This is a genomic window from Pseudarthrobacter sp. Hb11 (assembly GCF_059383655.1).
In genome coordinates this window covers 358,548-384,654 of sequence record NZ_JBWZCM010000003.1, presented here as the reverse complement: position 1 = coordinate 384,654, position 26,107 = coordinate 358,548, and the positions used below count along the sequence as shown (strand labels likewise).

General features: G+C 65.3%; 21 protein-coding genes, 1 tRNA gene and 1 pseudogene. 10 read left to right on the top strand and 13 right to left on the bottom strand.

Features of this window, described 5'->3' with window-relative positions:
• Positions 1-49 precede the first annotated feature (49 nt).
• From AC50X7_RS08395 to AC50X7_RS08385, 3 genes are read left to right on the top strand one after another with little or no spacing between them, the layout of a single operon-like run.
• Positions 50-877, top strand: coding sequence for a DUF1684 domain-containing protein (locus AC50X7_RS08395; protein ID WP_494978581.1), 828 nt, complete (start codon positions 50-52; stop codon positions 875-877).
• A complete protein-coding gene (locus tag AC50X7_RS08390; RefSeq protein ID WP_494978580.1) occupies positions 874-1,968 on the top strand; it encodes an LLM class flavin-dependent oxidoreductase in 1,095 nt (364 codons plus the stop codon). The genes AC50X7_RS08395 and AC50X7_RS08390 overlap by 4 nt, the downstream gene beginning before the upstream one ends.
• Before the next feature lie 10 nt (positions 1,969-1,978).
• A complete protein-coding gene (locus tag AC50X7_RS08385; protein ID WP_494978579.1) occupies positions 1,979-3,355 on the top strand; it encodes an NtaA/DmoA family FMN-dependent monooxygenase in 1,377 nt (458 codons plus the stop codon).
• Positions 3,356-3,541: 186 nt separating this feature from the next.
• Here the strand turns inward: AC50X7_RS08385 and AC50X7_RS08380 are convergent.
• From AC50X7_RS08380 to AC50X7_RS08365, 4 genes and pseudogenes are all read right to left on the bottom strand, one after another.
• Positions 3,542-3,784 (bottom strand): annotated as a pseudogene (locus AC50X7_RS08380) (TetR/AcrR family transcriptional regulator); the annotation flags it as partial.
• Between the two features lie 72 nt (positions 3,785-3,856).
• On the bottom strand, positions 3,857-4,915 hold the full coding sequence (locus tag AC50X7_RS08375; protein WP_494978578.1) for an LLM class flavin-dependent oxidoreductase: 1,059 nt from the start codon (positions 4,913-4,915) through the stop codon (positions 3,857-3,859).
• Positions 4,916-5,046: 131 nt separating this feature from the next.
• On the bottom strand, positions 5,047-6,027 hold the full coding sequence (locus AC50X7_RS08370) for an ABC transporter substrate-binding protein (protein WP_494978577.1): 981 nt from the start codon (positions 6,025-6,027) through the stop codon (positions 5,047-5,049).
• Positions 6,028-6,189: 162 nt separating this feature from the next.
• A complete protein-coding gene (locus AC50X7_RS08365; protein ID WP_494978576.1) occupies positions 6,190-6,888 on the bottom strand; it encodes a type 1 glutamine amidotransferase domain-containing protein in 699 nt (232 codons plus the stop codon).
• A 172-nt stretch (positions 6,889-7,060) separates the two neighbouring features.
• Between AC50X7_RS08365 and AC50X7_RS08360 the strand changes: the two genes are divergently transcribed.
• Together AC50X7_RS08360 and AC50X7_RS08355 are read left to right on the top strand one after the other, a co-directional pair.
• Positions 7,061-8,050 (top strand): LLM class flavin-dependent oxidoreductase, encoded by a 990-nt coding sequence (locus tag AC50X7_RS08360; protein WP_494978575.1) that lies wholly within the window; start codon positions 7,061-7,063, stop codon positions 8,048-8,050.
• Positions 8,050-9,513 (top strand): MFS transporter, encoded by a 1,464-nt coding sequence (locus tag AC50X7_RS08355; RefSeq protein WP_494978574.1) that lies wholly within the window; start codon positions 8,050-8,052, stop codon positions 9,511-9,513. The genes AC50X7_RS08360 and AC50X7_RS08355 overlap by 1 nt, the downstream gene beginning before the upstream one ends.
• Before the next feature lie 12 nt (positions 9,514-9,525).
• Here AC50X7_RS08355 and AC50X7_RS08350 read toward each other — a convergent pair whose 3' ends face one another.
• From AC50X7_RS08350 to AC50X7_RS08335, 4 genes are all read right to left on the bottom strand, one after another.
• The gene (locus tag AC50X7_RS08350) at positions 9,526-10,659 is read right to left on the bottom strand and encodes an FAD-dependent oxidoreductase (RefSeq protein WP_494978573.1); all 1,134 of its coding nucleotides are present in this window, start codon (positions 10,657-10,659) and stop codon (positions 9,526-9,528) included.
• 10 nt (positions 10,660-10,669) lie between these two features.
• On the bottom strand, positions 10,670-11,596 hold the full coding sequence (locus AC50X7_RS08345; RefSeq protein ID WP_494978572.1) for an AEC family transporter: 927 nt from the start codon (positions 11,594-11,596) through the stop codon (positions 10,670-10,672).
• A 67-nt stretch (positions 11,597-11,663) separates the two neighbouring features.
• The gene (gene panD, locus AC50X7_RS08340) at positions 11,664-12,089 is read right to left on the bottom strand and encodes an aspartate 1-decarboxylase (RefSeq protein WP_307093515.1); all 426 of its coding nucleotides are present in this window, start codon (positions 12,087-12,089) and stop codon (positions 11,664-11,666) included.
• Positions 12,090-12,188: 99 nt separating this feature from the next.
• The gene (locus AC50X7_RS08335; protein ID WP_494978571.1) at positions 12,189-13,103 is read right to left on the bottom strand and encodes a LysR substrate-binding domain-containing protein; all 915 of its coding nucleotides are present in this window, start codon (positions 13,101-13,103) and stop codon (positions 12,189-12,191) included.
• Between the two features lie 151 nt (positions 13,104-13,254).
• On the opposite strand from AC50X7_RS08335, the gene AC50X7_RS08330 reads away from it, so the two are divergent.
• A complete protein-coding gene (locus tag AC50X7_RS08330) occupies positions 13,255-14,718 on the top strand; it encodes an amino acid permease (RefSeq protein WP_494978570.1) in 1,464 nt (487 codons plus the stop codon).
• Between the two features lie 373 nt (positions 14,719-15,091).
• A complete protein-coding gene (locus AC50X7_RS08325) occupies positions 15,092-18,607 on the top strand; it encodes a proline dehydrogenase family protein (protein WP_494978569.1) in 3,516 nt (1,171 codons plus the stop codon).
• Between the two features lie 89 nt (positions 18,608-18,696).
• Here the strand turns inward: AC50X7_RS08325 and AC50X7_RS08320 are convergent, their stop codons facing one another.
• A complete protein-coding gene (locus tag AC50X7_RS08320; RefSeq protein WP_494978568.1) occupies positions 18,697-19,014 on the bottom strand; it encodes a hypothetical protein in 318 nt (105 codons plus the stop codon).
• Between the two features lie 181 nt (positions 19,015-19,195).
• A complete protein-coding gene (locus AC50X7_RS08315) occupies positions 19,196-20,050 on the bottom strand; it encodes a LysR family transcriptional regulator (protein WP_307093520.1) in 855 nt (284 codons plus the stop codon).
• Between the two features lie 155 nt (positions 20,051-20,205).
• Between AC50X7_RS08315 and AC50X7_RS08310 the strand changes: the two genes are divergently transcribed.
• Positions 20,206-21,588 (top strand): MFS transporter, encoded by a 1,383-nt coding sequence (locus AC50X7_RS08310; protein WP_494978567.1) that lies wholly within the window; start codon positions 20,206-20,208, stop codon positions 21,586-21,588.
• Between the two features lie 13 nt (positions 21,589-21,601).
• Here the strand turns inward: AC50X7_RS08310 and AC50X7_RS08305 are convergent, their stop codons facing one another.
• On the bottom strand, positions 21,602-22,768 hold the full coding sequence (locus AC50X7_RS08305; protein ID WP_494978566.1) for a N(5)-(carboxyethyl)ornithine synthase: 1,167 nt from the start codon (positions 22,766-22,768) through the stop codon (positions 21,602-21,604).
• A 103-nt stretch (positions 22,769-22,871) separates the two neighbouring features.
• Positions 22,872-22,945, bottom strand: a tRNA-Gly gene (locus AC50X7_RS08300).
• A gap of 234 nt (positions 22,946-23,179) precedes the next feature.
• Between AC50X7_RS08300 and AC50X7_RS08295 the strand changes: the two genes are divergently transcribed.
• A complete protein-coding gene (locus AC50X7_RS08295; protein WP_494978565.1) occupies positions 23,180-23,641 on the top strand; it encodes an SRPBCC family protein in 462 nt (153 codons plus the stop codon).
• Positions 23,642-23,645: 4 nt separating this feature from the next.
• Here AC50X7_RS08295 and AC50X7_RS08290 read toward each other — a convergent pair whose 3' ends face one another.
• Positions 23,646-25,310: a CAP domain-containing protein gene (locus tag AC50X7_RS08290; protein WP_494978564.1), complete on the bottom strand. Its 1,665-nt coding sequence runs from the start codon at positions 25,308-25,310 to the stop codon at positions 23,646-23,648.
• A 214-nt stretch (positions 25,311-25,524) separates the two neighbouring features.
• On the opposite strand from AC50X7_RS08290, the gene dcd reads away from it, so the two are divergent.
• Positions 25,525-26,100 (top strand): dCTP deaminase, encoded by a 576-nt coding sequence (gene dcd / locus AC50X7_RS08285; RefSeq protein WP_307093524.1) that lies wholly within the window; start codon positions 25,525-25,527, stop codon positions 26,098-26,100.
• The last annotated feature ends 7 nt before the right edge of the window (positions 26,101-26,107 follow it).

Here is a 26,107-nt window from a genome sequence, read left to right as displayed (position 1 = left end):
GTCCCGGACCTCATCCCGCACGCATCCACCCACCCCAGCAGGAGCCACTATGCCTACGCACACTGAAACTGCCCGCCCGGAGGCCTTCACCGCTGCCTGGCAGGAGTGGCACACCGCCCACGAACGCCACCGCGCCCACGCGCACGGCTTCCTGGCCGTCACGCACCTGCACTGGCTGGGTTCGGAGCCCGTCGCCCTGGACGGTGTGCCCGGAACGTGGAGCGCCGCCAATGACGCCGTCACCGTGGTCCTCGAGCCCGGCGAGGTCCTGGAACTGGAGCAGCAGCCCCTCCCGGCAAGCGAAACGGTTATCGGCCCCATCGCCGAGCGCGGCGGCCTGAACCTCACCTCCGGGGAGACCGTCATTGAGGTGGCCAAGCGCGGCGGCGAGTACATCGTGCGGCCGCGCCACCCGGAGAACCGATTGCTGCGCGAATACCAGGGCACGCCGGATTACTCACCGGATGCGGCCTATGCCGTCCGCGGGACTTACGTGCCGTTCGAGGCGCCCCGCCCCACGACGGTGGGTGCCGCCGTCGAAGGCATTCAGCATGTCTACGAGGCGCCCGGCGAGATCCGCTTCAAGCTGGCCGGCCGGGAATTGGCGCTGACAGCGTTTAACGGCCACGCGCCCGGTTCGCTGTCGGTGCTGTTCACCGACCAGACCTCCGGCAAGACAACCTATGCGGCCAACCGCTCGCTGTCGGTGGTCCCTGCCGCGGACGGGTCCGTGGAGCTCGACTTCAACCGGGCCGTGAACTTGCCCTGCGCTTACACCGACTTGGCCACGTGCCCGCTGCCGCCTGCGGAAAACCGGCTGCCGGTGGCCATCGAAGCCGGCGAGAAGATCCCCTACGAACGTCAGGACCAGCAGTGAGTACAACCGAAGACCGCACCGAAGCGGGACAAGCCGGATTCCTGGCCATCGAGCTTGACGGAGCAGGCTGGGATGGCGGCGACTTCGCCAGCCTTACCGAAGCCGTCCTCGCCGCTGAATCCGCAGGGTTCCATGCGGCCACCTTTACCGATGCGCCGGTTGCGGGCCGTGCCAATGCACTGCAGCGTGCCGCCTACGCCGGGCCGGTCACGCGGACCATCGCCCTGGTTCCCGAGGTGGATACCGTTTACACCGAGCCGTTTCATGTCGCCACGCAGCTCGCGAGCCTGGACTACGTCTCCGGCGGACGGGCCGGGTGGATCGCAACCGCAGCGGAATCACCCGAGGCAGCAGCCGCCGTCGGGCGTTCTTCCGTCAGCGGCACTGCCCTTGCTCAGGAAGCCGCCGCGTCTATTGAGGTGTCACGCCGGCTCTGGGACTCCTGGGAGGACGACGCCGTGATCCGGGACGTCGCCACCGGCCGGTACATCGACGTGGACAAACTCCACTACGCAGACTTTGAAACTCCGGCCGATTTTGCCGGGCCCGGCTACTCGGTCAAGGGCCCGTCCATCATCCCCAGGCCCCTCCAGGGCCAGCTGCCGGTGCTCGCGCCCGCGGCGCTGTTAGGCGAGGGGCAGGTTCCAGCGGACGCCGTTGACGCCGTCCTCGTCACCGCGCCGACGCCCGAACTGCTCGCTGCCGAAATCAGCGACGTCCGGGCCCGGCTGGGAGCGTCCGTGGCAGTCATCGCCGAGCTCGACGTCGTCCTGGACTCCCGCGGGCAGGCTGCCGCCGAGCGCGTGGCCACTTCGGAACGTGGCCGCGCCCAGTACGCCGGCACTGCAGCCGGCCTCACGGACCTCCTCGAATCGCTGCTGGCGGAGGCCGACGGCGTCCGTCTCCACCCGGCGTCGCTCGCCTTGGAGCTGGACGAGCTTAGCCGGCTGGTCCTTCCTGAGCTTCGGCGCCGGGGCGCCCTCCGGCCGCCGGTGCAGGACGGTACCTTCCGCGACCTGCTGGGACTGACTCGCCCGGCCAGCCGCTACGCAGACTCAGCCGCGGCCGCAGCCGCAGCCGCCGGAAACTAAGGGGAAGACCATGACGCAGCACAGCAGTGCTAAATCCCACACGTTCACGCCGAGCGGCAAGATCCAGTTCGGGGTCTTTTTCCAGGGCGTCAACTCCGGCACCATCTGGAAGGCGGCCGAATCCGGCTCGCAAACCGACTTCGAATCGTTCCGCCGGATCGCGCAGACCGCTGAGCGCGGGCTGTTTGCGGCCTTCTTCCTGGGGGAAGGCCTGCGCCTGCGCGAGCACCTGGGACGCCCGCACGCGCTGGACGTAGTGGGAAGGCCGGACGCCCAGACCATGCTGGCCGCCCTGGCATCTGTCACCAAAAACATCGGCCTCGTGGCCACCCAGAACACCACCTACAACGATCCCGCGGACTTGGCGCACCGGCTCGCCTCCCTGGACCTCATCTCCGGTGGCCGTGCCGCCTGGAACATCGTGACCACGGACAACGCGTGGACCGGCGCCAACTTCCGGCGCGGGGGATACCTGGACCACGCCGACAGGTACAAGCACGCCGAAGCATTTGTTGAGACGGCCAAGCACATCTGGGATTCCTGGGAAACCGCGGAGGGACCCGCACGCCGGGTCCGCTACGAAGGCCAGCACTACACCGTGGACGTGACGCCGCGCCTGCCCCGGAGCGCCCAGTACCGGCCCGTGCTGTTCCAGGCGGGAGACTCCCCGGAAGGCCGCGATTTCGCCGCCCGCCAGGCGGATGTCATCTTCTCGGCCCACCCGAAGTTCGAAGCCGCCGTGGAATTCCGCAAGGATCTCGTGGCACGCTCACTGGCTGCCGGCCGCGGTGCCAACGCCGTGCAGATCATGCCTGCAAGCGAATTCATCCTGGCACCCACCGTGAAGGAAGCTGCCGCAAAGAAGGAGTGGGTGCGCAGCCTGCAGATCGGTCCGCAGCAGGCCGTGGCGTACCTGGAGCAGTTCTGGGGCCGCGAGCTGTCCGGGTACGACCCGGACGGGCCCCTCCCGGAGATAGATCCCGTGGTGGAGGAGACTTCCGAGACCCGGGGCAGCGGCTTCCACGGCGCGAAGGCCCGGCAGCTGGCGGACCAGTGGCGGGCCGAGGCCAAGGACAAAGCCCTCTCCATCCGCCAGTTCGTCACCTCCCGCACTGCCCGCGTGGACGCCACCTTCACCGGGTCCTACTCCGCAGTGGCAGACCAGCTGGCTGAATACGCCAAGGTCGGGGCGGTGGACGGCTTCAACATCTCGCCGTGGCTGGTTCCCTCCGGCCTGGATGACATCGTGAACCACCTGGTCCCGGAACTGCAGGAACGCGGCGTCTACTCCACGGAGTACCGGGGCAGTACCCTCCGGGAGAACCTCGGGCTGGAGGTCCCGGTGCGCTCTGCCGATGAATCAGCTGAGGCGGTCCGCGCGTCATGAGCGCGGACCGCCTCGGCGGGTGGTGGCAACGCCTGCTGGGGACAGTGCGCTGCCGCTTGGGTGGGGTGTTCGGCGGCGGCGGAGCGAGTGCCGCCGTCGAGCCTTCCGACGTCGGCCCTTTCGGGTCTGTGAGGCTCCAGCTGACCTTGTGGGACCAGAGGCTTTAGGGTGCTTTGGCGCCCGCCCCGTGCGGGCAATGCTTCTCTGGATGGATGCCTCGTCCACACCAAGCAGCGAGGTCAGCCACATGCCGTTCTGTACCACAACAATGTCGGCCGCCCGGTCCCTGCATTCCTGCCATGGGAGTTTGGGGTTGGCGTTGGACACGAGTGCCGCGAGCCCGTCAAGATACCGGTTGAAGGCTGCGGCATTGATCTCGGCATAGCCTTCATCGGCCTGCGCGAGGGCCCACAGGTGCAGGCGCAGGGTCCCCATCTGGCCACACTATGGCCAAATCCGGATGGGCGCACTTTCCAGGCCGGGGCTGCCCGGCATTGCCTCTTACTGTGGGTCTCGCCCGGCCTCAGCCGGAGTCCATCCCAGGGCGGGACCCAGTCTGCCGGCGATGTCGGTAAGGATCTGGATGTAATCCTCATGGTCAAAGCTGAAGGGCAGTGCGAACGCCACCTCGTCCACCTCCTGGAAACCTGCGTGTGCGTATAGTTGCCCGGCGATCTCATCGCTGGTGCCGATGAGATCCGGGGCGAACAGCATGCCCTTTGGCCCCTGGGGCGCCCGTGTGCGGGGAGTGCGTTCATCAACGTACCGCTGGTACTTCTCCCGCTGCCCCTGCGACGCCGAATCGGTCGGGATCACCACGAGGCCCTGTGACACACGGGCCGGTCCATGCGCCTGTGCTGACGTTGCTGCGGCCTCACGGAAGGCACGAATCTGCGATTTCTGAATTTGCGCGAAATCCGGGTCCTCATCAGTTTCGGGGAAGACCACACTGCTGGAGAGCAGATTGAACCCGTTTGCCCCGGCCCAGGCCGCCGACTTCCTGCTGCCTGCCCCATACCAAAGGCGATCCCGGAGCCCGGGAGAGTGCGGCTCGACGCGGTTTGAAAATTCCTCGACCACACCTTGCCTGCCGGAAAAGTCCCGCACCGCTTCCCCTGCGATCAAACGAGCAAGCCGATCCACACGGGCATAGCTGAAGTCCTCCAACTCTGCGGAGTCCGGGTACAGTTCGTGCTTTACGGTGCCGTAGTGCATCGGTTCCCCCACGCTCAGCCCCGGATTGATTCGTCCCCCGGCGAGGAGATCCAAGGTTGCCAGATCCTCGGCCAGACGCAATGGATTTTCCCAGCCCAGCGGGGTCACAGCGGTTCCAAGCTCAATCCGGGAGGTGCGCTGGCTGGCAGCGGCCATCACCGCGACGGGGGAGGAAATTCCAAACTGCAGATGGCGGTGGCGCAGCCAGGCACTGTCGAATCCAAGCCGCTCGCCCTGTTCGATGATCTGCAAAGTGGACTCGTGGCCCGAGGCAGGATCCGCCGGATCGAACAGGCCGATAGTGAGGAATCCGAGCTTCCTCAAGGGACGTGTGGAGTCGGGCATGGGGATCCTTGAAAGTCGGGGTGCGGCTCCGTCTTAGGATATGCGCACGGACGTGGCGGTTCTGTTGGCAAAAGCGTGATGAATCCCCGCCTTGCCGAAGCAAGGCAGGGATTCATTCGTCGGCAGGTGCGCTACTTCTTGGGCAGGCCTGCCGGGTTCAGTTCGGACTTCTGGATAGCCTCGGAAGACAGGCCCCAGCGGTCCAGGATCCTGGCGTAGGTGCCGTTCCCGATCAGCTCGTTCAGGGCAGCCTGGGCGGCAACGGCCAGTCCGTTGTCCTTCTTGGTGGTGAACGCGATCTCTGCCGTGAGTGGCCACCCGCCGTTGAGGGTCCCCACCTGCTTGCTCTTGCCGTCCTGGGCTGCCTTATAGGCGGATCCGGCGTTGGGCCCGAAGGTCAGGTCTGCACGGCCCGACTGAAGCGCCAGCGTGGAGGCGGAGTCGTCGTCGTAATACTGGAACTCAACCGGCTTCAAGCCGTTCTTTTTGTTCTCCTCGTCCCAGCGCACCAGGATGGCCTCCTGATTGGTGCCGGAGCCGACGATGATGCGTTTGCCGGCAACATCCTTGGCTTCCTTGATCTCGCCGATGCCTGAGTCGCTTTTGGCATAGAAGCCCAGAAGGTCGTTCCGGTAGGTGGCGAAATCGAACTTTTCCTTGCGCGCCTCGGTGACCGTGACGTTGGATAGCACGGCCTCGTACTTGCCCGATTCGACGCCCAGCGGCCAGTCGGCCCACGCCACCGGCAGGACTTCGACCTCCAGTCCCAAGGTCCCGCCCACAGCGTAGGCGATGTCCACTTCGCTGCCGATCACTGTCTTGTTGTCAGTTGCGAACAGGCTGAGCGGGGCGGTGCCGCCGGTGGATACTACAGTCAGCTTGCCATCGGCCTTGATGGCTTCGGGGACCAGCGCGGCAGCGGCGGAATCAATTTCCACCTTGAAACGGTCCTGCTCCGGGGACAGGTCGAAGGTCTTGCCTTCCGCCGTGGCAGCGGACGACGACGGTGCTGTCGCCGCCGTCGCCCCGGGATCTGCGCAGGCAGCGAGTCCCAACAGCGAGGTGATGGTGAAGGCTGCGACGGCGGCCGGTTGTGCCTTGATGAGGGCCATTTTTCCTCCTTGGTGGCGGTATCGGATGCAACGGAATGTGCTCGTTGCAGCAACTATCCGGCAGCGCGAGCAAGGGAATCAAAGGCCTTCGCAACCCGGGGATACAGGGAGTAACGGCGGTTAACCCGGCGACCGCGATGGTCACAATCGGGGCTGCAGTAACTACCCGAGCGCCTTGATCACTTCCTTGGCAACGTCCTCGCTGGACTGCGGGTTCTGCCCGGTGATGAGGTTGCCGTCGCTGACGACGTTGGACGTCCAGGCCGCCGCGTTGTCGATGACTGCGCCCTTCTCCCTCAGCGCATCCTCCACCAGCCACGGCGTGTTCTCGCCCGTGCCCCCGCCCAGCTCCTCCTCGTTGCTGAACACCGTGAGGCGGCGTCCGGCGAAAACGAAAGCGCCGTCGTCGTCCGTAGCGCTCAGCAGGCCTGCGGGGCCGTGGCAGAAGGGCGCTACAATCTTGCCCTCACGGTCCGCGGCCACCAGCAACCGGCCCAGGTCCGCGTCCTTGTACAGGTCTGCCATCGGGCCATGTCCGCCGGGCAGGACGACGGCGTCGTACGGGGAGATGTCGGCGTCGGCCAGCACCAGCGGGTGCGCGAGCTCGGCGTCGATGGACGCCAGGTAATCCCGGAAGCCTTTCGGCCGCTCCTCGCCGCCTGCGGATTCGGGAGCCAGGCTCACTTGGTCAACCGTGGGCCGGGCCCCACCCGGGGTTGCAAGGTGGACGGTATGTCCGGCGCCGATCAAAAGCTGGTGTGAAACCACCAGCTCCTCGGCCCAATAGCCGGTGGGGTGCTCGCTGCCGTCCTTCATGGTGAGCGAGTCTGCTGCTGAAACAACCATCAGTATGTTTGCCACGGTGCTGATCCTGTCTGTGCCGGTGGGTACTTAGGGGCGGCAACCTCATAAGGGTGCTGAGTATTCCGGAAGTCACAGAAATAAGACGGGCACCGCGGTGGTTATGCAATGAGTGCCCGCCGCGACCCGGCCGGCGAACTCTACGTAACGTTCTGAAAGGTCGGCTCCCACCGTGGCTCTTCCCCTCTCCATTCTTGACCTGGCAACCATCGGCAAGGGCCAGACGGCGGCAGAGAGTTTCGCGGGCAGCGTGGCCATGGCGCAGAGCGCCGAGAAGCTTGGGTACCGGCGGGTCTGGTACGCCGAACACCACAACATGTCCTCCATCGCCTCCTCCGCCACCAGCGTCCTGATCGCCCACGTCGCCGCCCAGACGGAGAGCATCCGGCTCGGCGCCGGCGGAGTTATGCTCCCCAACCACTCGCCGCTGACCATCGCGGAGCAGTTCGGCACCCTGGAGACCCTGCACCCCGGCCGGATCGACCTCGGCCTCGGCCGCGCCCCCGGCAGCGACCAGAACACCATGCGCGCCCTCCGGCGCGACCCCATGTCCGCCGACAGCTTCCCACAGGACGTCCTGGAACTTCAGGGCTACCTCACCGGCCCCACCCGGATCCAGGGGGTTGAAGCCACCCCGGGCAAAGGCACCAATGTCCCGCTCTACATCCTGGGATCTTCCCTGTTCGGCGCCCGCCTGGCCGCCCAGCTTGGCCTGCCGTACGCCTTCGCCTCCCACTTCGCCCCCAACGCGCTCCAGGATGCCGTGGCCATCTACCGCCGCGAATTCAAGCCCTCCGCACAGCTGGATGCGCCGCACGTCATCGCCGGCGTGAACGTGATCGCCGCGGATTCGGCCTCCAAAGCGCAGGCGATGATGCAGGCCACCAAGCGCGCCAGGGTCTCCCTTTTCTTCGGCAGCGGCCGTGAATTCACCGATGACGAAGCAGACATGATCCTCGACTCCCCGCAGGGCCAGCACGTCGCGCAGATGATGACCTACTCTGCGGTGGGAACGCCCGACGTCGTGATGGATTACCTGGAAGGCTTCGGCGCGCACGCCGATGCCGACGAACTCATCGTCGCCCACCAAAGCACCGGCACCGAGGCGCGGCTGCGTTCCGTGGAGCTCCTCGCTGAAGCCGCCGGACTGGCCCGGGTTTGATGGCCCCCACCAGCGAGGGCGTGGGGTTCCGCTCCAAACGCGGTCCCATCCTCATTGCACTGATGCTGTCCACCGGACTGGTGGCCATCGATTCCACCATCGTGGCCACCGCCGTTCCGTCAATCGTCCGCGATGTTGGCGGGTTTGAGTCATTCCCCTGGCTCTTCTCCGCCTACCTGCTGGCCCAGGCAGTCTCCGTTCCCATTTACGGCAAGCTTTCGGACATGGTTGGCCGCAAGCCGATCATCCTGGTTGGCATCGGGCTGTTCCTGCTCGGGTCAATCCTCTGCGGCATTGCCTGGAGCATGCCCGCCCTTATCGCTTTCCGGGCGCTCCAGGGACTCGGCGCGGGTGCCGTGCTGCCGGTGTCCATCACCATCGCCGGCGACATCTATTCGGTTGAGGAGCGTGCCAAGGTCCAGGGCTACCTGGCCAGTGTGTGGGCAATTTCCTCCGTGGTGGGGCCCAGCCTCGGCGGCATCTTCTCCTCGCTGGGGATCTGGCGCGGCATCTTCCTGGTCAACGTTCCGCTCTGCCTGCTGGCCGGGTGGATGCTGCTCCGGACCCTGCACGAGAACGTTGACCGCGCCAAGCACAAAGTGGACTACACCGGCGCGGCACTGCTGGCGGTTTCACTTGGCCTGCTGATCCTTGGCGCCCTCGAGGGCGGCCAGGGGTGGGAGTGGAATTCCCCTGTCAGCATTGGCATCTTTGCCGTCGGCGGCTTGCTGCTGGCGCTGTTCCTGGTGGTGGAGCGGGGCGCGGCGGAGCCTGTCCTGCCGTCCTGGGTTGTATCGCGGCGGCTTCTTGGCACCACTGCGCTGGTGTCCTTCGGAGTAGGGGCGGTAATGATCGGGCTGACCTCCTACGTGCCCACGTTCCTGGAAGGGGCGCTGTCCACGTCGCCCCTGATTGCCGGCCTGGCTCTCGCAGCGCTCACCCTCGGGTGGCCGATCAGCGCCTCGCAGGCCGGGCGCCTCTACCTGCGGATCGGGTTCAAACCCACAGCGCTCATCGGTATCTCCATCACCGTGGTTGGCCTCCTGGCCCTGGCACTCACTGCGGCCACTCCCAATGTAGTGCTGGTCGCTGCCAGCTGCTTCGTGGTGGGACTCGGCCTGGGCTTGGTTGCAACGCCAACGCTGATCGCTGCCCAGTCCAGCGTGGAGTGGAATGAACGCGGCGTTGTGACCAGCACCAACATGTTCGCGCGGTCCATCGGCAGCGCACTTGGTGTGGCCGTGTTTGGTGCCGTGGCCAACGCAATCTACGCGAACACGGCGGGGGAGGGTGACGCGCCCGCCGTCGTCGCCGCTTCAGGTGCCGTCTTTCTGGCGGCGCTGGCAGCAGGCATCCTCACCGTGGCGGCAGTGCTGGCAATGCCCGCGGTGAAGGCGGGGGAGTCAGGCCAGGCCGACGCCGAACCTGTCCCCAGCGATGCCGAAGGCAGCCCCCGGCGCTGAGCGTGGCGTGGGCTAGCGGGATGCGCGGAAAATTTCCGGGGCTGGCCGGTTGCCGGTAGCGAGGTCCGCGAGGATCCGCCCGACAACGGGAGTGAACTTGAACCCGTGCCCGGAGAACCCGGCGCCGATCACCACGGGCCCGATCCGGTCCAGGATGAAGTCCTCATCCGGGGTGGTGGTGTAGGTGCAGCTGATGGCCTCGAACGAGTCAGCGTCGACGCCGGGCAGCCACGTCCGCGCATAGTCCTGCAGGGCGGCAAGCTGGGCGGGCTCCGGCTGGAAGGAGCGCCGGTCCGGGTCCACCACCGGTCCCACGCCGTGCCAGCCGGCCTTGATGCCTTCACCCGGAGTCTGCATTCCGTACACGGGGGAGTACCAGTCCTTGTACTGCACGCCTGTGCCTGGCATGTGGTTGAACCCCGGCCACGCGGCGCCCTGGTCCACCACGCGGAAGTGCGCCGGCTGTTCCTGGGTGACCCGCAGCTTAGGAATCCGCAAGCCCGTGCTTCCGCCGGCGCCGGCCAGCAGCTTTTCGGTCCAGCCACCTGCGGTAACAACCACCTGCCCCGCAGTGACCACCTCGATGCCCGCGGCCGACTCCAAAGTGAGCCGGACGTCGTCGGCCATCACCTGGAGCTCAACCACTTTGGTGTGGTGTCGGATCTCGGCGCCCCGGGCTGTGGCGAGCCGCTGCAAGGCGGGCAAGGCAGCCTCCGGGTTGAGCTGGCCGCCGTCGGGCATATGCAGCACCTGCTGGTCGAAGCGGATGCCGCGCCAGCGCTCGCCAGCCTCCGCCGGGGACAGGAGCTCAGCCGGGATGCCCGCCTGGTTCAATGCCGCGGCAACTTCCGGCAGCCGGGGGTCCGGGCCGTGGTTGACGATTCCCGTCCGGGCCAGCAGCCGTTCGCCGCTCTCCTGCTCCAGGTCCTCCCACAGGCTCAGGCCTTCGGCCAGCATGGCCACGTATTCCGGCCGATGGTAGCCGGGGTTGAGGTTGCGGGTGCTGCCGTGCGAGGCCCCGATCTTGTGTCCCGGCCCGAACTGCTCCACCAGCGTCACCTGGCGGCCGCGGCTGGACAGCGCCCAGGCTGCGGCCGAACCCATGGCTCCGCCACCGATCACCACTGTGTCCAGCATTGTTCCCATCAATCTCCCATCACGTCAGCAGCAGCGCCACGCCAATCATCGCCGGAACCGCCACCACGGTAGTAATCAGCACGGTGTCCTTGGCGACGGTAAGGCCCGTTTTGTAACGGCTGGCGGCCACAAAAACATTCTGCGCCGTCGGCAGCGCCGCGGTGACCACAACGGCGAACAGGACATGGCCGTCCAGCCCCAGCGCGAACCGTGCGAAGAGATACGCCAGCGCCGGCTGGACTGCCAGTTTGAAGGCACTGGCCAGCAGGGTGTCCACCCGGCGGGCCGCGGAGGCCTGCAGCGGGCGGCTGCCGTTCAGGCTCATGCCAAAAGCGATCAGCATCGCCGGGATTGCCGCGCCGCCGATCAGGTGGATAGGCTCCATGACCAGCGGCGGAACCTGCCAGCCGGTGCCGGCTACCAGCAACCCCAGTGCGGAGCCCACGATCATGGGGTTCTTCAGGATCATCACCACAAAGCTGAGGGGCGTGGTGCGGTGCGAGCTGGTGCTTGAATCCAGGATCATCAGGAACAGCGGCGTGAAGAAGGCCAACTGAAAGATCAGCAGCGGCGCCACGTAGCTCGCATCGCCCAGGACGTAAACCGCGATGGGAATACCCAGGTTGGCCGAGTTGACCAGTGAGGCAGCCATCGAGGACATCAGGGACTCGGAAAGCGGGCGTTTCAACCCGAACCTGGCGATCGCGAAAAATATGGCGGCGGTGGCGATGGCCGAGACGGCAGCCACCAGCAGCGGAGCTGCGAAGACTTCGGCGAGGCGCGCCTTGCTCAGCGTTTCAAAAAGGAGCGCCGGGCTGGCCACAAAGAAGGTGAGGGAGCTGAGGACCTGGCGTGCGTTATCGCCCAGGATTTTTTGCCGGCCCACGAACCAGCCCACCAGGATGATGCACCAGACCACAAAGAAGCCTGCCAGTACCCCTAACAAGGGATAAGCCGCTGCGGATTAAACCACAGGGCGCGGCGGAGGCAGGTTCCGGGACGCACGCTCCGGGTTAGAGAGCAGCGTTGTTAAGGGCAAACGGGGGGCGCATCATCCCCGGAGTGAGGCCCTCGGCTGGATCGTTGCCCAGCTGGATCACCCGGTTGTTTTCGTCCACGTGGACCACCTTGGGCTCGTAGGCCTTGGCCTCTTCCGTGGTCATCTGGGCGTAGGTAATCAGGATGACAAGATCGTTTTCGTGCATCAGATGAGCGGCTGCACCGTTGATGCCGATGACACCGGAACCGCGCTCACCGGCAATGGTGTACGTTTCCAGCCGGGCGCCGTTGGTGATGTCCACGATGGACACAAGCTCGCCGGGAAGGATGTCGGCAGCATCGAGCAGGTCCAGGTCCACGGTGACGGAACCGACGTAGTGCAGGTCAGCATGCGTGACGGTGGCCCGGTGGATTTTGGACTTGAACATTGTTCGATTCATAACGGCATCAGTCTAGCGCCGGGGGCCCGCCCGCGCAGTGACGCAGGGAACACCAGGAAGTGCCTCGCTCAGGGAACGGAAGCGTACGACGGCGGCTGGTCACCCGGCGTCGTTCCCCGCCACGGCTTCTGCGGCGGCAGCGAGCGTTTCCCGGGCGGCGAGGATGGCGGGCCGTTTGGCGCTGGAACGGCGCACGGAGGTGAAGATGGTGCGGTGCGGTTTGCCCGCAAGTTCCAGCAGCCGGGCGGTGGTGCCGCGGCCGGTCCACACCAGGTCCGGCATCAGCGCCACAGCATTGCCGGACTCGATCAGGCGGATCTGCGCCTGCAGGTCAGCCGTTTCGTACCGGACGTCCGGCTCGAACCCCGCGCTGCGGCACGCCTGCTCCGCCCAATGGCGGGAGGCGGCACCCCGCGGTTCCATGACCCAGGCAAGTTCCGCGGTGTCTTCGAGCGAGCGGACCGCGGGTCCGCCGTCGGACTCCGCCGGGACTGCCAGCCGGATGGCGTCCGTGGTCAGCTTGATCCGGTCCAGCTCCGGATAACGCGGCGCCGCGTGCCCCGGATACTGCTCGGCGATCACCAGGTCGAAGTCGCGTGCCCACGTCTCATGCAGCGCTGTTTCAGGCTCGCGCTGGATCATCTCGATGCGGACCTCCGGGTAGGCCTTGGCCATCCTGGTCAGCGTGTCCGGCATCAGCGCAAGGGCCGCTGACTGGAAAACCGCGATCCGGACGGTCCCCGTGACGGTGGTCAGGGAAGCCGCCAGGTCCGCTTCCGCTTGTTCCATGGTTTCCAGCAGGCTCGCCGTGTGCGCTACCAGCACTTCTGCCTGGGGCGTGAGCTGCACCCGGCGCCCGGTCTTCCGGAGCAGCTCCACGCCCACTTCCTTCTCAAGCAGGGCAAGCTGCTGCGATACCGACGACGGGCTGTACTGAAGTGCGTCCGCCACCTCCGCGAGCGTCCCCCGGATGCTTAATTCACGGAGCAGCCGGAGACGGCGGACGTCGAGCATAGGGAATTCCTAACTGAAACTAACGAATATAGGTTAGAAGTAGTCACTTTATCTAATGCAAGCATGCTTGCATACTGTTGGGATCGAGTTACCCCCGTCACTGCGCCTGCGGGCGTGCCGCGGCGGGGTCGCACCCAAGCAGGAGTTCCTGATGAGCACTAGAGATATGAGCCAGTCGGTCCTGAGGCGCAAGCCCATCGACGACATTGAGGAAGAAAACAAACACAGTGGCCTCTTCAAGTCACTCGGGCTGTGGCAGCTTACGGCAATCGGCGTAGGCGGCATTATCGGCGTCGGCATCTTTTCCCTTGCGGGGCTGGTGGCAGCAGGCAGTGAAAGCACGCCCGGGGTGGGGCCCGCCGTGCTGATTTCCTTCCTGGTGGCAGGCCTTGCTTCGGCGGCCGCGGCGCTGTCCTACGCGGAGTTCGCGGGCATGATTCCCCGTGCGGGTTCTGCCTACACCTACGGATATGTGGCGCTGGGCGAAATCATCGGCTGGTTCATCGGCTGGGACCTCCTGCTGGAATACATCGCCATCGTGGCAGTGGTGGCCATCGGCATCTCCGGCTACCTTGAAGCGTTCCTCTCCGGCATCGGCGTCAACTTGCCGGTCTGGATGACTTCCACTGCGGACGAGGGCAAGGGCGGCATTGTCAACATCCCCGCCATCCTGGTCTGCCTCCTGGTGACCTGGATCCTTTCCCGCGGGACCAAGGCGTTCGGCCGGTTTGAGCTGGTGGCCGTGGCCATCAAGGTCATCCTGATCCTCTTTATCATCGGGCTCGGCGTCTTCTACATCGACACCAACAACTACAACCCGTTCATGCCCAGCGGCTTCGGGCCTGTCCTGGCCGGTGCCGCCACCGTCTTCTTCGCAGTCTTTGGCTACGACGCCATGAGCACTGCGGCGGAAGAGGCAACGGACGGCAAGAAGCACATGCCCAAGGCCATCATCCTGTCCCTGATTGTGGCGATGCTGCTGTACGTCGCAGCTACCTTGGTGCTGACCGGCATGCAGAACTACCGCGACATCGACCCGACTGCGGGCTTCGCGTCCGCCTTCACCGGTGTGGGCCTGCCGGTTATCGCCACCATTATTTCGGTCTTTGCGGTGCTGTCCATCCTCACCGTGATGCTGACCTTCCTCCTGGGCGTCACCCGCGTGTGGTTTGCCATGAGCCGCGACGGGCTGCTGCCCGGCTGGTTCGCCAAGACGGACCACCACGGCACGCCGCAACGCGTCACGTGGATCGCCGGCGTCGCTTCCGCCTTCCTGGCCGGCGTGTTCCCCATTAAGGAAGTGGCGGACCTGACCAACATCGGCATCCTGGCAGCGTTCGTCGTCGTCTGCCTGTCGGTGATCATCTTCCGGTACAAGCGCCCGGATGCCCCGCGCACCTTTCGCCTGCCGCTGATGCCGGTCATTCCGGCCTTCGGTGTGCTGGCCTCGGCATTCCTGATGTTCCAGCTGCACTGGGAAACCTGGGCGCGCTTCGGCGTCTGGCTCATCATCGGCCTGGCCATCTACTTCTTCTATGGCAAGAAGAACTCGCTGATGAACCCGAACAGCCCGCGGCACGAGGAGATTGTGGAGATGCACCGGCCCCTCCGCTGACCCCTCCTTTCGACGCGCGCATACTTTTTGCGGCTTTTCCGGGAACGCCCGCTCACTTGTGGCGGCTTTTCCGGGAACGCCCGCTCACTCCGGCGCTTGGCCAACCAGCCCTCCTGCACATCTGTGCGGGAGGGCTGCTCCTTTTAAGGGCTGTTGGGTGAGCGGGCGTTTGTGTTTTGAGCACTAAAAGAGAGCGCGGGCTGGCCTCCGAACCGCCATTAGTGAGCACGCGTTTGACGGTGCCGAGGACGTCATGAAAACTTCATCTTTTCTAACCTGTATTGCTTAGAAAAGATCGCTTTATCTTATGTGAGCGACAGTTCATACTGGGGGTAAGACCTCTCCGAACCACAGGAAAGAACGAGAAAAAGTCATGACCCACATTGCAATGGAGCCCGGAGTTGCGAAGGGAACAGCGCAGACCGTCGACGTCGATGTGCCGCAGGCGAAGGCATTGGCGAACGAAGCCGTCGCGCTGGTCCGCCACTGGCTGACTGAAGCGTCCAAGGTTCCCGTGGATGCGTCAGCACAGCAGCTCGCCGGTGTGCTGAAGGACCCTAACGGTCTCGAATTCACCGTCGGCTTCGTCGACGGCGTGGTCCGCCCCGAAGACCTGAACGTCGCCGCCCGCAACCTCGCTGCACTGGCCCCTAAGGTCCCTGCGTTCCTGCCCTGGTACATGCGTCGCGCGGTCCAGCTTGGCGGAACCATGGCTCCGGTCATGCCCCAGGTTGTTATCCCCATCGCCCGCAAGGTCCTGCGCGAAATGGTGGGCCACCTGATTGTGGACGCCACCGACGCCAAGCTGGGCCCGGCGATCGCCAGGATCCGCAAGGAGGGCATCAAGCTCAACGTCAACCTCCTCGGCGAGGCTGTCCTGGGTGAGCACGAGGCGTCCCGCCGGCTCGAAGGCACGCACACCCTGCTGGCCCGCCCTGACGTGGACTACGTTTCCATCAAGGTGTCCTCCACCGTGGCCCCGCACTCCGCCTGGGCCTTCGACGAAGCCGTGGAACATGTCGTCGAAAAGCTCACCCCGCTGTTCCAGCGCGCCAACTCCTTCGCCGCCGGCGGCGGCAAGGCCAAGTTCATCAACCTGGACATGGAGGAGTACAAGGACCTGGACATGACCATCGCGGTCTTCACCAGGATCCTGGACAAGCCCGAGTTCAAGGACCTGGAGGCCGGCATCGTGCTCCAGGCGTACCTCCCGGACGCCCTTTCAGCCATGATCCGCCTGCAGGACTGGGCCGCCGAGCGCCGCGCCAACGGCGGCGCCGCCATCAAGGTCCGCGTGGTCAAGGGCGCCAACCTGCCTATGGAACAGGTGGAATCCTCACTCCACGACTGGCCGCTGGCCACCTGGGGCACCAAGCAGGAATCCGACACCAGCTACAAGAGCGTCATCAACTACTCCCTGCACCCGGAGCGCATCAAGAACATCCGGATCGGCGTGGCCGGCCACAACCTGTTCGACATCGCCTTCGCCTGGCTCCTGGCCAAGCAGCGCGGCATCGCGGATACCGCACAGCAGAGCATCGAGTTCGAGATGCTGCTGGGCATGGCCCAGGGCCAGGCCGAAGCCGTCAAGAAGGACGTGGGCTCGCTGCTGCTCTATACCCCGGTGGTGCACCCGGCCGAGTTCGACGTCGCCATCGCCTACCTGATCCGGCGCCTCGAAGAGGGCGCCAGCCAGGACAACTTCATGTCGGCCGTCTTCGAGCTGAGCGAAAACGAAGTCCTGTTCGAACGCGAGAAGCAGCGCTTCCTTGCTTCACTGACAGCGCTGGACAGTGCGATTCCGCCGGCCAACCGGCAGCAGAACCGCAGCCTGCCGCCGGTCCCGATGGCCCACAGCGGCTTCGAAAACACCCCGGACACCGACCCGTCCCTGCCTGTCAACCGGGACTGGGGCCGCGCAATCCTGGGACGTGTTCCGTCCTCGACGCTGGGTAACGCTTCCGTTGCTGCAGCATCCATCAGTGACGAGGCCACCCTCAACACCGTGATTGCCGCCGCCGTCGAAAAGGGCAAAGCCTGGGGCGAGCTCTCCGGCGACGAGCGCGCCGAGATCCTCCACCGCGCCGGCGACGTCCTGGAGGCCCGCCGCGCGGACCTGCTCGAGGTCATGGCCAGCGAAACCGGCAAGACCATCGACCAGGGTGATCCCGAGATCAGCGAAGCCGTGGACTTTGCCCACTACTACGCCGAGTCGGCCCGTAAGCTGGACGAGGTCGACGGCGCCACGTTCGTCCCCGCTAAGCTCACCGTGGTCACTCCGCCGTGGAACTTCCCGGTTGCCATCCCGGCAGGATCCACCCTCGCAGCACTTGCCGCCGGCTCCGCCGTCGTCATCAAGCCCGCCAAGCAGGCCGCCCGCAGCGGTGCGGTGATGGTGGAGGCGCTCTGGGAAGCTGGCGTGCCCCGCGACGTGCTGACCATGGTCCAGCTCGGTGAGCGGGAACTCGGCAAGCAGCTGATTGCACACCCGGCCGTTGACCGCGTGATTCTCACCGGTGGCTATGAGACCGCTGAGCTGTTCCGGTCCTTCCGCCAGGACCTGCCGCTCCTGGCCGAGACCAGCGGCAAAAACGCCATCATCGTCACCCCCAGCGCCGACCTTGACCTCGCCGCCAAGGACGTTGCCTACTCCGCCTTCGGCCACGCCGGACAGAAGTGCTCCGCCGCCTCGCTGGTGATCCTGGTTGGCTCGGTGGCTAAATCCAAGCGGTTCCACAACCAGCTGATCGACGCCGTCACCTCCCTGAAGGTGGGCTACCCCGAGGATCCCACCAGCCAGATGGGCCCGATCATCGAGCCCGCGAACGGCAAGCTCCTCAACGCCCTCACCACCCTGGGCGACGGTGAAAACTGGGCCGTCGAACCGAAGAAGCTGGATGACACCGGCCGACTCTGGAGCCCCGGCGTTCGCAACGGCGTCAAGCGCGGTTCCTACTTCCACCTGACCGAATTCTTCGGACCGGTCCTGGGCGTGATGACCGCGGACACGCTGGAAGAGGCCATCGCCATTCAGAACCAGATCGAGTACGGCCTCACCGCTGGCCTGCACTCCCTGAACTCGGAGGAGCTGGGCGTCTGGCTGGAGACCATCCAGGCCGGAAACCTGTACGTGAACCGCGGCATCACCGGAGCCATCGTGCAGCGCCAGCCGTTCGGCGGCTGGAAGAAGTCGGCAGTGGGCGCCGGCACCAAGGCCGGCGGACCCAACTACCTGGTGGGCCTGGGCGACTGGACTGCCGCCACGAGCACCGCCACGGCTGCTGTCACCCACCCGGGTGTCCGCCGGATCATCAACGCCGCCGGCGCCGCCCTGGAGCCTGCCGAACTTGAGTCCGTCCAGCGCGCCCTGGCATCCGACGCGGAGGCCTGGGCTGAGGAGTTTGGCGCGGCCAAGGACGTTTCGGGCCTCAGCGCGGAGCGCAACATCTTCCGGTACCGCAGCCTGCCGGTGACGGTACGGCTGTCCGAGGGTGCACCGCTCGCGCACCTGGTCCGGACCGTAGCAGCCGGCGTGCTGGCGGGATCGGAGCTGACGGTGTCCACCGCCGTCGAGCTTCCCGCCCAGCTGCGCCCGGTCCTCACCGCGCTGGATATCGACGTCAAGGTTGAGTCCGACGGCGAGTGGCTGGCTGCCGCTGGCCACCTCGCTTCTGCGGGCAAGCTTTCCGGCGCACGCATCCGCCTGATCGGCGGGAACACCGCTGCCTTGGCGAAGGCGACGGGCGGCCGTCCTGACCTTGCTGTCTATGCTCACCCGGTCACGGAGGCGGGCCGAGTGGAACTGCTGCCGTTCCTGCATGAACAGGCCGTCAGCATCACCGCGCACCGGTTCGGCACCCCGAACCACCTCTCGGACGCCCTGATCTAGCTTCGTTCCCTGCATAACAAAACGGAAGGCCGGGCGGTCACCTTTATGGTGACCGCCCGGCCTTCTGTTACGGCCAGGTTGGCTGTCCGTCAGCCCAGGTACCAACCTGGCGGTGACCAGGTCACGGGCACGCTGTGGGCGGAAAACTGCTCGCAACGTGTGCAGGTGTAGGCGGCTTCGCCCAGGGTAGCGACGGAACCGTCCCGCCGGTATGTTGGCGGAATGAAGGACTCCAGGTAGATGAACTCGTCCGTCCGGCACTTGTCGCAGGTGGGCTTGCCCACGTATCCGGAGTCGGTCGTGGCCAGCCCGGAGCCAAGGTTGGAACGGCGGGTGGCTTGGGGCCGCGCAGTGTTATGCGGGCGGGCATGTGCAGAACTGAAATGGGTGTTCTTGGCTGTCGTCATTGGCTGCCTGTCCCGAGCGCGCAACTTGGCAGGCGGGGCGCACTCGTATTGAAGAACTGGCCAACTGCTTGACCATGGGAAAACCAGCATAGGTTACGCGTGCTTCCGGCATCAATGGAGAACGGGTTGTCTTTCCTGGCCACCAGCGCGACGGACCCTGAGGTGTGCTCCGGGCGTGGCCTCAGGCCGGCCGGTTGATGGTCCTGCCCACGATGGACTGCGTCAGAGCGTCGATCACCTCGGAGTTGGCCAAGGGGTTGCGGATCAGGGTGAAATCCACGTCGCCTACTGCCGGCAGGTCAAAGCGCCGCGTGATGATCTTCAGGTCGTCGGGGACCAGGGATGAGGGCATCACCGCTACCCCGATGCCCGCGCGGACGGCGGCCAGGACGCCGCTGATCTGCCGCGTGGTGCAGGTGATGCGCCAGGTCCTGCCGTGGGACTCCAACGCATCGATGGCGAGTTTGCGGCTCAGGCTGGGCGAGGGGTAGGCAATGAGCGGGACGGGCGCGCCTGGCTCCAGCACGGTCTGTTCCTGGCCCACCCAGGAGAAGGAGTCATGCTGGACCACCGTGCCGTCCTTGGCGCCGGCCACCCATTTCACGAACACAAGGTCCAGCTGGCCTGCATTGAGTTTCCGGTACAGCTGGTCACTCTGCCCGACCGTGAGCTCCAGGTTGATCTGCGGATAGATCTGGCGGAATTCGCGAAGGATGCGTGGGAGCCCGGTGATGGCGAGGTCATCAGCGGTGCCGAACCGTAGCCTCCCGCGCATGGCAGAGCCGGAGAAGTACCGCGCTGCGGCGTCGTGGGCGGAGAGGATGTTCCGCGCAAACCCGGCCATCGCATCGCCGTTGTCCGTCAGCCTGACGTCGCGGGTATCCCTGGTGATAAGCACCCGCTTCGCGGCCGTTTCCAGCTTGCGGACGTGCTGGCTGATGGTGGGCTGGGCCAGGCCCAACCGCTCCGCCGCCTTGGTGAAGCTCAGTGTTTCGGCGACCGCCAGGAAGGAGCGCAGCTGGGCTGGTTCAAACAATGTTGACTCCGGTGGCAAGGGGTTGGCGACGGGCAATGATCTCCCCGTATTGCGGTTTGCAATACGAGTTATAGAAACAATACGTCTCCATAATCACGTGCACCCAGCCTAGCGTTAACCCCATCCCGGACCGACCGCAATTTGAGGACACTCCTGTGGCACCCCCACCTCCATCATCGGCAACCGTCACCCAGCCCGCTATCGACTCAGCCGCCTCCGCACCGCCGGACCACCAGACCCAGCCCCTCGCCGTCGTGCCGGAACACCTTCCGTGGAAACACACCTTCATCTCGCTGAAGGTCCCCAACTTCCGGATCTTCGCGATCGGGCACTTCATAGCTGTCGTCGCCATCTGGATGCAGCGCATAGCCCAGGACTGGATGGTCCTGCAGCTTTCCGGATCGGTGACGGCCGTGGGGATCACCGTGGCGCTGCAGTTCCTGCCTTCCCTGCTGCTGGGACCCTGGGGCGGCATGGTGGCGGACAGGTTCGCCAAACGGAAGATCCTGATCCTCTGCCAGAGCATGGCCGCGATTCTGGCCGCCGCGCTCGCGGTTCTTGCGCTGACCGGCGCGGTTGAGGTCTGGCACGTCTACCTGATCGCCCTGGTCCTCGGTTTGGTGACCGTGCTGGATCAGCCGGCCCGGCAGGTGTTCGTGAACGAACTCGTGGGTCCGAAGTACCTGCGCAATGCGATCAGTGTCAACTCCACCACGTTCCAACTCGGCGGCCTGATCGGTCCCGCCCTCGCCGGCTGGCTGCTCACCGCGGTGGGGGCAGGGTGGGCATTCGCCGGCAACGCCGCCGCCTGTTGTTCAACGGTGGCCATGCTCCTGATCCTGCGGAAGGACCAATTGTTCGTCAGCGCCCCTGCCCCCAAGAGCAAGGGCATGCTCCGGGAGGGACTCCGCTACGCCCTCAGCAAGCCCACCATCTACTGGCCGTGGCTGATGGCCGGATTCATCGCGGTGTTTGCGATGAGCCTGCCGGTAGTGCTGGCTGCTTTCGCCGATCACGTCTTCGACGTCGGCGCCGGCGGCTACGGGCTGCTGAATGCCCTCGTGGCTCTCGGCGCGTTAGCGGGAGCGGTGGCGTCCACCCGGCGCCGCCAGTTGAGGCTCCGCTCCGTGGTGTTCTGCGCCGGTATGTACGGAGTCATGCTGTGCCTTGCGGCCCTGGCGCCGTCGATGCCGATGTTTGGAGCGGTGATGGTGCTGTCCGGATTCTGGTGCCTGATGTTCCTGACGGGTTCCAACCAGCTGGTCCAGGTGAGCTCGAACCTGCGTATTCGTGGCCGGGTCATGAGTCTGTACATCATGGTGCTGATCGGCGGCCAGGCGATCGGCGGGCCGATGCTCGGTTGGCTCTCGGAGCACGCCAGCCCGCACGTGGCCTTGCTGGTTGCCGGGGGAGTCCCGGCGCTCGCTGCCCTGACCGTCGCCGTCGTCCTGGCCCGGAAAGGCTCGCTGCTGCTCAGGGTGGATTTGAAGGACCGGCGCCACCCCGTGAGCATTGTTACCAAGGCGACGGCAACCTGAAGCGGGACTTGACCTACACCGCCAGGTGCGGGTAAACCTCTTGCCGTTTTTGGAACTCGAGTACATCCTTGTTGCGGACAACGCCGTCACGGATCTCGATAGCCCGGGTAATAGTGTCGTTTATGGCCCACGCGTTCGGGCCATCGATGACTGTTTCCAGGAACGGGAGCAATGCCTGGCTGATCTCCCAGGTGGAGGAGTTCCAGAGATAGGACGGGCTGTGGTCAACCGCGTAGTAATTGATGTGGTCACCGACGGTGAACATGGGATCTGCGAACGTCGTGGACCTCGCCCAGCTGAAACCCATTCCCTCGTCACAGGAGACGTCCACGATCAGGCTTCCCGGCTTGAAGGCAGCAAGATCATCCGTCTGCAAATAAGTCAGGGGATTATTCGGATCCTGCAGCGTGCAGTTGACTACGATGTCGCTCTCGGCCAGGAACGGCGCAAGCGGTACCCGGCCCCGCTCGGTGATGACCTGGCTCAGGAAGGGCGCTTCGTCGTCGTGATCAAACTGGACGATATTAACCGAATGAATGGGGGCGCCGACGGCGGCGACCCCGCGGTTGGTCAGCACCTGGACATCGTGGACACCGTGGGCGTTGAGTGCGGTGACGGCGCCTCGGGCTGTGGCGCCGAAACCGATCACCACAGCGCTGAGTCGGCGTCCGTAGTCCCCGGTTGAACCAGTCAGTGCCAGGGCGTGCAGTACCGAGCAGTACCCGGCGAGCTCGTTGTTCTTGTGAAAGACATGCAGGCCGAAACCGCCGTCACTGGCCCAGTGGTTCATGGCCTCGAAGGCGATAAGCGTCAGCTTCTTATCGATTGCCAGTTGAGTGATGGAGCGGTCCTGGACGCAGTGCGGCCAGCCCCAAAGGATTTGGCCGTCCTTTAGCTCAGCCAAATCCTCCGGTTGCGGCTTGGGTAGGAGTACGACGTCGGCCTCCGCCAGCAATTCCTTCCGGCTCACCATTCTGCCCACCAGGGCTGAGAGTTGCTTGTCCGAGACGCCGAAGCGTTCGCCGTAGCCCTGCTCAAGGATGATGTGCTGGCGGATTTCTGGCGCTATGCGCTCAAAATGCAGCGGGTGGATGGGGAGCCGGCGCTCGGCAGGCTTGCGGGTGGAGGCCAGGACTCCCAGAGTCAGTTTGTTCTCGGGGCGGGTCGCTTTTTCAGCCATAAATGCTCCTGTAGCGGAACCGAAGAGGTTCCTGACCTCTGACCCTACACGCCCGTACCTAAATGACCCGGCGGTGGTTGTTGCGTCTTTCCCGCTCCACGCGTGGAGCGGCTGACGGGAATCGAACCCGCGTATCAAGCTTGGGAAGCTAGCGCTCTACCATTGAGCTACAGCCGCATCGCCCCGTTTCAGGGGCAGAACATAGCTTAGCGCAGAAGTGGCAGCTGGCCGCCCAAGCGGAGGGGCGGGCTGGCCGTGTCCGGTCACCGGAGCGTCATCCAATAACTCTTCAATAACGTACCGGGTTTGGGCTAGGTAGGGGCGGGGGAGCGCGGGCTAACCTGTTCCGGGTAGCTGCAGAGCCGGGGGGTGCAGCTGCTGGCCGGTAGACGTCAACCAGGAAAGATCCCGATGGCATTCGCAGAGCATGAGGTCCTCATTCAGCGCGATGCCATGGCCGTCTACCTGTACTTGCTTGATGCCACGAACCTTCCGCTGTGGCGTGACGGGGTCCGCAGCGTCAAACTGATCAAAGGTTCTGCCGGAACCAAGGGCGCCGTGTACAGGAAAATGGTGGCAGGACGTTCCGGACTGAGCATTCCGGCCGATCTGGAGATCACGGAGGCAAGGCCAGGCGCCGAGATCCAGTTCCGGGTCACCTCCGGCCTGGGCCGACGCCTGGGCGGTTACTACCTCAGCTCCGAACCTTCGGGGACCCGCGTCCGCTTTGCCCTCGAAGTCTGGCCGGAGGGCCGCCTGGGCTTCCTGCACAGGCTCGGGTTCCTGAGCAGGATGGCCCAGCGGAACCTCAGCTCCGAGGTAGCCCAACTGGACCGCCTGGAGGACGTCATGGAACTCCAGCCGGCCATCTAGGCTCCTACTGTGCCAGCCGCTGGCCCGCCCACGGGCCGGGAATGTTCGACGGCGACGCAAGGCTTCCGGCGGTCAGGTCCCAGTACTGCACCACGTCAGACGCCCGGCGCAGCGCCACTCCGGTGGAGTTAAGCGCGGTGACGTCCCGCAGCGGCCGAACGCCCGTGACGTCGCCCCAGCCCGTGGCAACGGTAACCCTGGCCTCGGCGCGAAGGGCGGTGGTGCCCCAGCCGCGGTGGAGCTGGACTGACCCGTCCGTCCGTACCGCCAGAATGTCCTGGAATCCGTCGGCGTCGTAATCCACCATGGACAGCTTCCGGGCGGTGCCGATGTTGCCGATCGTTGCACGGGCGGAAAGGTCTCCCAGGCCGGTATTGGGATACAGGTACAGGTTTCCGGCGCCGTCAAGGGCCAGAAGCTGGGGGAGCCTGTTGTTGGCGCACCACCCGCCCACTGCGAGGGTCAAGGGCTGCCATCCGCTGCTTCCAAGCGTCGCCGGCACGTGGAATCCCCCGGCAGCAACCCCCCGGTGCAGGGTCAGCTTGCCGTCATTCCATTGCGTCAGGACGTCGTACGCGCCGTCGCGGTCCCAGTCAGTGGTGAAGACTTCCTTGGCACCTGCGAAGCCTGACCCGATCACCTTGCTCCCGGCATAAGTGCGTGCACCGGTGGATGCCCGCGAGAGCAACTGCCCTGCGGAGTCGATGGTCACCAGGTCGCCTGGCCCCTTGATGGCTGCGGCAGAAAGGTCCAAAGTGGGCGGCATGTGCTTGCCGGAAGCATCACACATGCTTGCTGCCGGTAGCGGGAACGCGCCGCCCGACCCTGCTCCGCCCGGGGAGTTAAGTGTGCCGGCCGGCAGCGTGGTGTAGCCAAAGAAGTTCACGACGCCCCAGATGGTGTACTGACTGTTGGTATACGAGATTCCGGCGCCCATGACGTTGAAACGCGGATCAATCAGCATGGCGTTGTGGCCGGGAGAACCCTTCCACCACTCCACCAGTTGTGCAGCGTCCCGGTCGGTGCGGATGGCAATGACCTCGCCGGCACCGTTGTTGGGACTCATGGCCCGGGGGTCAGTCCAAAAATTGGCTCGGTGTTCGATGACTTCCCGTGAGGCAATGCTGTTGGACCATTCCTGGGCCAGCCCTGCCACCGTGGGGTGATACTTCACCGGATTCAGGCCCTTGGACGCCCGGTATTCATTGATTCTGTTGAACACTGTGAGAACAGCGGCGGCGTTGCTGTCCTGAACCAGGGCCTCCGGCGCGGGCAGGGCAGCAGCAGACTCGGGGGCTGCAAGGCGCTGGGGCGAGGGGGCCGATTCCCCGTCCGGCCCCCAGAGCGGGGGAATCGACGGAACCTCGGGGGCGTGTGCTTCTTCTGCCGGGGCGGCCGGCGTTGGTGCAGGCGGGGCCACTGCCTCTGCCGCGGGAATCGCGGCTGCTGGGTCCGTGACGGCGCCCGCTGCTGCAGCAGATGATACCGGTGTTGCAGCGGGTGACGCCGGTGATGCCGGACGTATATCCGGTTCCACGGCGGGGTTGAGCCCGGACGCAACTGTGCTGTCGCCTGAGGAGGCACCGCCGTCGTCGTTCACACTGGCCGGGCCCAGGGTGACGCTGCGCGGGCTTGCCGCGCTCGCCGCCTGGCTCACAGCGACCGGCAAGGGGGCTGTACCAGCGGACGAGGAAACCAGCGCCAATGCGCAGAGCACGCCAATATAAGTGGGCGCGACCAATCTATTCACAACATCCCCAGCTCTGTTGGGCCATCCGGGAGACCATCCGGCGCCTGAATCACTGAGGCAACACTAGCCCCACCAGGCCACAGGAACAACGAAAGAATGTGGCTGTGGATAACCGATACGGTAATTTGGGACGGTGCTCATCTCTGACCGCGATATTCGTGCCGAAATAGACTCCCAGCGGATCGTCCTGGAACCGTACGATCCTGCGATGGTCCAGCCCTCGTCGGTGGATGTCCGGATCGACAAGTTCTTCCGTCTGTTCGACAACCACAAGTACGCGCACATCGATCCGGCGGAGGAGCAGCCGGAGCTCACACGCCTGGTGGAAGTGGAGCAGGACGAGCCCTTTATCCTGCACCCGGGCGAGTTCGTCCTCGGGTCCACCTATGAGACCGTCACACTCCCGGACGACATTGCCGCACGGCTGGAAGGCAAGTCTTCCCTCGGCCGCCTGGGGCTGCTGACGCACTCCACCGCGGGCTTCATCGATCCCGGCTTCTCAGGCCATGTCACCCTGGAACTCTCGAACATGGCAACGCTGCCGATCAAGCTGTGGCCAGGCATGAAGATCGGCCAGCTGTGCTTCTTCCGGCTCACGTCGGCGGCCGCGTACCCCTACGGGCAGGGCGAGTACGGCAACCGCTACCAGGGCCAGCGGGGGCCGACCGCCAGCCGCAGCCACCTGAACTTCCACCGCACATCGATTTAGGCTTTTG